The sequence below is a fragment of the Methylobacterium symbioticum genome (assembly GCF_902141845.1).
Classification (GTDB): Bacteria; Pseudomonadota; Alphaproteobacteria; order Rhizobiales; family Beijerinckiaceae; genus Methylobacterium; species Methylobacterium symbioticum.
Window position 1 is genome coordinate 1 of sequence record NZ_CABFPH010000195.1, and the last position, 4,631, is coordinate 4,631.

Sequence of the window (4,631 nt, forward strand, 5' to 3'; positions counted from 1 at the left end):
AGATCGAGGGCGAGGGGCCCGCGCCGGTCGCGGGCGATCTTCAGGGCCTCGTAGGCGGCCCAGAGCGGACGGAGTGCCACGTCGAGGAGGGGGGCGGTCGCCGCGATCAAGGCGTCGAACCCTTCGATGGGCTGACCGGCACGCCGACGCGTGCTCACGATCTCGGCATAGTGGGCCGCGGCATCGGCATCGAAGGGCAGGATCCGGCCCGCGAAATCCTCGGCAAACATGGCGTCCGCGGCCGCGGCAATCGCCTCTCGCCGACGTCCGGCGGGCAGGATGGCGATGCCGTGCAGGATCTCCGCCCGATTGATGCTGGTGGTGCAGAACTGCCGCCTCGGACGGGCGACGACCCAGGCGAGCACCGCGGGATCGGGCGAGGCGCGCATGAGTTCCGAGATGACGTTGGTGTCGAGAACGATCACCGGCCGAGCTTCGGCGGCGCCGAGGGCATGACGGGCGGGTGCGGTTCCAGTTCGACGCCCCCGAGCGGGGCAAAGCGGCGGCGGATCGACTCGGCGAGGTTCGGCTCGTCCCGCTGCCGCTCCAGCGCTCCGGCGAGGATGGCGCGCGCCTCGGCCTCGACCGAGCGACCGTTTCGGGCAGCACGGTCCCGGAGACTGTCCTCCAGGTCCGTATCGAGATCGTGGATGGTCAGCGTGCTCATCGGCGAGCCGGAACCGGAACGGTTGCGATGCTACGCAGCGCGGGGACCCCGCGCAAGCGCCCCGTCTCACCCCAGCACGCGCGGCATCCGGAAGGGCAGCATGAAGCGCACCAGCGGGTGGGTGAGGCGCGTCAGCGACAGGCTCTCATGGACCGGCTGCACGGCCTCGCCGCCGATCCGGGCCGCGAGCACGGAGCGGGCGTAGAAGGGCGTGTCCTCGAAGGTGCGCACCACCGCGGCCGCACCGTCGTCGCTGCGGGTGGCGCGGGGCATGCGCCAGAGGCGCGTCGGCGGCAGGGGCGCGGGGAGCGGCGGGCGGATCTCGCGGCGGCTGCCGTCGCGGGCGAAGCGGAGCGAGAGGTTCCGGCCGCCGCCGTCGCGATGACGCACGTCGTAGAGGATCGCCGCGCCGTCCGAGAGGTCGGCCCGGCACCAGGTCCAGTCGGTGAAGGCGTCCTCCAGGGCCTCGTCGCCGGCATTGGTGTCGAGATAGCCGGTGCCGCGCCAGCGCAGGGCCGGCTCGTCGAGATCGACCTCCACGCGGGCGGAGGGGGCGATCGGCCACCAGCGGTGGCGCCCCGCCCCGTCCAGGGTGAAGGGCCCCTCGGTGATGCCCTCGGGATAGAGCCGCACCGTGCCGCGGATCGGGCGGGGCAGGGGTGCTGCGCGCTCGTCGATGCGCACGGTGAGCCCCGTGCCGTCCCAGGTCAGCGCGCTCGGGCCGATGGCGAGATGGTCCGCGCCCCGCTCGAGGGCATGCGCGCCGCGCTCGGTCAGGGCGAAGCGGTTCGGGCCGCCGTAGAGCGCCACGTTGAGGGCGCAGTGCGCGTAAGGGTTCCGGCTGCGGTCGAGGGCGTAGTAGGTCGAGAAGACCGAGCCGACGAAGGCGATGAGCGTGAGCCCCTGGCGCCCGTCCGCGCTCAGCGCGTCGACATACCACCAGGCATAGCCGCCGCGCGCCACCGGCGCGTCGAAGCGCGGTCCGGGAGAGCCGAGAGGTCCTGCAGCAGGGCCCGCGCCGCCAGCCGGCCGGACTGGGCCGCCATCGGCACCCCCGGGCCCGGATGGACGCTCCCCCCGGCCAGGTAGAGGCCGGGCAAGGCCGTCCGCGCCGCCGGGCGCTGGAACGTCGCCGTCGACCCGCGCGAGGCGCGGCCGTAGAGGGCGCCCCGCGTCCCCGGGAACAGGGCCGCGAACTCCGCCGGCCCGGTCGTCACCGGCGGATCCGCATCCGTCAGGCTCAGGCCGTGGCGGGCGAGCTTGCCGCGCAGATTCGTCACGCATCTCTCGATCTCCTGCGGGGAGGGCTGCTCCGGCCCCTCGGCCGGGGCGTTGACGAGGAGGAGCAGGCGCTCGGGGCCCTTCGGCGCGGCGGCCTCGTCGCGGTCCTGCGCGCAGACGTAGATCGTCGGATCCTCGGGCAGGCGCCGCCCGCGCAGGATCGTGTCGAACTCCGCCCGGTAGTCGCGGGAGAAGAACACCGTGTGGCGGGCGAGCGGAAAGCCCGCGGCAACGGCGCGGGCGCAGACCGTCCCCGCGGAGAGCGAGCGCTCCGACGCGGCCAGGCGCTCGCCGGGGGGCGTTGCCGCCGGCCCGAGCAGCCCTGCCCCGAGGGCGGCGGCGTCGGCGTTGCAGATCACCGCCTCGGCGGGCAGGCGCTCGCCATCGGCGAGGTCGAGACCGGCGACGCGCCCGTGCTCGACCACGATGCCGCGGACCTCGGCGCCGTAGCGCAGGCGGGCGCCCCGCGCCGCGGCGAGGTCGGCCACCGCCCGGGCGAGCGCGCTCAGGCCCCCGGCGACGCTCCAGACGCCGGCCTGCTCCACATGGGCGACCAGCATCAGCGTGGCCGGCGCCTCGAAGGGCGAGGAGCCGCAATAGGGGGCGGAGCGGGCGAAGAGCTGGCGCAGGCGCGGATCGCGGAAATCCTCGCCGAGCGCCGACCACAGCGTGGCGAAGGGCTGGATCCGCCAGAGCCGCGGCAGGCCGAAGGGCCCGACCCGCAGGGCGAGATCGAGCGCCGTGGGCCGGTCGGACCGGATGAAGGGCCCCTCCAGGGTCTCGTAGACCTCGGCCGCCCGGGCGCAGAAGCGGCGGTAGCCCGCCGCCTCGCGTGCCCCGGCGAAGGCGTGGATGGCCTCGGCCGATTCGTCGATCCCGGCGAAGAGGTCGAGGGTGCCGTCCCCCTCCCAGGCGTGGCGGGCGAGGAGCCGCGCGGGGGTGAGGGCCACATGCGCGTCGAGGCTGGCGCCGCACTCGGCGAAGACCTCGTCGAGCACCCAGCGCATGGTGAAGACGGTGGGGCCCGCCTCGATGGCGGCCGGCCCCACGGGCAGGGCGCGCATCTTGCCGCCGGGGGCGGGGGCACGCTCCAGCACGGTGACGTCGAGCCCCGCATGGGCGAGGCGGAGCGCCGCCACCAGCCCCCCGATCCCGGCGCCGATCACCGCGACGCGCATGGGCGTGCTCATGGGGAACTCATGGGCGTGCGGATCCGGTCTGCCCGCCACCACGGGCCATCTCGCGGGCCATCTCGAATGCGGGATCGCGGGGAAGCGATCGCGACGCCTTCCCGCGAACCTGCCCGAGCACAAGCCTCTCTCGACGAAGGCGCGGGTCCCCTCTCCCGTTCGGGAGAGGGACAGGGTGAGGGTGGAGAACTCTCAGGATGAGGCGGAGCCGGAGCCGCTTCGCCGTCGCGTCTTCTCCGGCACGTTCTCGACCCTCACCCCAGCCCTCTCCCGAACGGGAGAGGGGGCGCGTGGCGAGTCCTGCGGGCGTCCGGATCCCGTTCCTCCCTCCCTCGCGGAACGGGGAGCGAGAGGGCGCGGTCCCGATGCATGGACGAGCCCGCAGCACGGCTTCCAGCCGCCCTCGGACCGTGCGGGCTGCCCGCATGTCCCGCCCTCCCTCGGCCGGCCCGCGACCGGTGCCGCAGATCCGGCTTGATCCACGGCCCGAGCAATGTCACTCTAGAATGACACAGTCAATGTCATTTCTAATAGACATGGAGCTGCGTCATGGACCCCGGATCCCGGATCGAGACAGCCCTGGACATCGCCGTCTCCTGCGCGGAAGCCCCCGGTGCCCCGCCTCACCTGGCCGAGGCGATCCGCTATGCTGTCTTCCCCGGTGGACACCGGATCCGTCCGCGGCTCTGCCTCGCGGTGGCCCGGGCCTGCGGCGACGACGATCCCGCGGCGTCCGACGCGGCGGCGGCGGCCATCGAGCTCCTGCACTGCGCCTCCCTGGTCCACGACGACCTGCCCTGCTTCGACGACGCGCCTCTGCGCCGGGGCAAGCCCGCGGTGCACGTGGCCTACGGGCCGGCGCTCGCCGTGCTCACCGGCGACGCGCTGATCGTGGCCGCCTTCGAGACCCTGGCCCGCGGCGCCGCGCGGCGGCCGAGCCGGCTCGCCAGCCTCGTCGGGCTGATCGCCCGGGCGGTGGGCTCGCCCGCCGGCATCGTGGCGGGCCAGGCCTGGGAATCGGAGCCCTACGTGGCGCTGTCCGACTACCAGCAGGCCAAGACCGGGGCGCTCTTCGCCGCCGCCACCGTGGCCGGCGCCGCCGCGGCGGGAGCCCGTCCGCTGCCCTGGCGCCTGCTCGGCGAATGCCTCGGCGAGGCCTACCAGGTCGCCGACGACCTGCGCGACGTCGCCTGCCGCCAGGAGGAGATCGGCAAGCCGGTGGGCCGCGACGTCACCCTCGGGCGGCCCAACGCCGCCGCGCTCCTCGGCACGGGCGGGGCGCTGGCCCGGCTGGAGCGCCTCTCGGCCGAGGCCGTCGCGGTGATCCCGGACTGCCCCGGCGCGGAGGCGCTGCGGACCGAGATCGAGGCGCAGACGCGGCTGTTCCTGCCCGCCTCCTTGCGCGCCCCGGCCGGCGGATGAGCGCCGGAGCCGGGCCCGCGCCGCCCGCGAGCCTCTGGGCCGGCTGGCGCGACCGGCTCCGGGCCTGGCGC

General features: G+C 75.1%; 5 protein-coding genes. 1 reads left to right on the plus strand and 4 read right to left on the minus strand.

Annotated elements, in window-relative coordinates:
• The 4 genes from MET9862_RS28490 to crtD form a co-directional block, all read right to left on the minus strand.
• The coding region (locus tag MET9862_RS28490; protein WP_142586249.1) for a PIN domain-containing protein at positions 1-425 on the minus strand (425 nt) is incomplete at its 3' end.
• A complete protein-coding gene (locus MET9862_RS28495) occupies positions 422-667 on the minus strand; it encodes a FitA-like ribbon-helix-helix domain-containing protein (protein WP_142586250.1) in 246 nt (81 codons plus the stop codon). The genes MET9862_RS28495 and MET9862_RS28490, both read right to left, overlap by 4 nt.
• A gap of 66 nt (positions 668-733) precedes the next feature.
• Positions 734-1,630: a carotenoid 1,2-hydratase family protein gene (locus MET9862_RS28500; protein ID WP_185157047.1), complete on the minus strand. Its 897-nt coding sequence runs from the start codon at positions 1,628-1,630 to the stop codon at positions 734-736.
• Positions 1,588-3,138: a 1-hydroxycarotenoid 3,4-desaturase CrtD gene (gene crtD / locus MET9862_RS28505; protein WP_142586251.1), complete on the minus strand. Its 1,551-nt coding sequence runs from the start codon at positions 3,136-3,138 to the stop codon at positions 1,588-1,590. The genes MET9862_RS28500 and crtD overlap by 43 nt, the downstream gene beginning before the upstream one ends.
• Positions 3,139-3,687: 549 nt before the next feature.
• Here crtD and MET9862_RS28510 point away from each other — a divergent pair.
• On the plus strand, positions 3,688-4,560 hold the full coding sequence (locus MET9862_RS28510; RefSeq protein WP_142586252.1) for a polyprenyl synthetase family protein: 873 nt from the start codon (positions 3,688-3,690) through the stop codon (positions 4,558-4,560).
• The last annotated feature ends 71 nt before the right edge of the window (positions 4,561-4,631 follow it).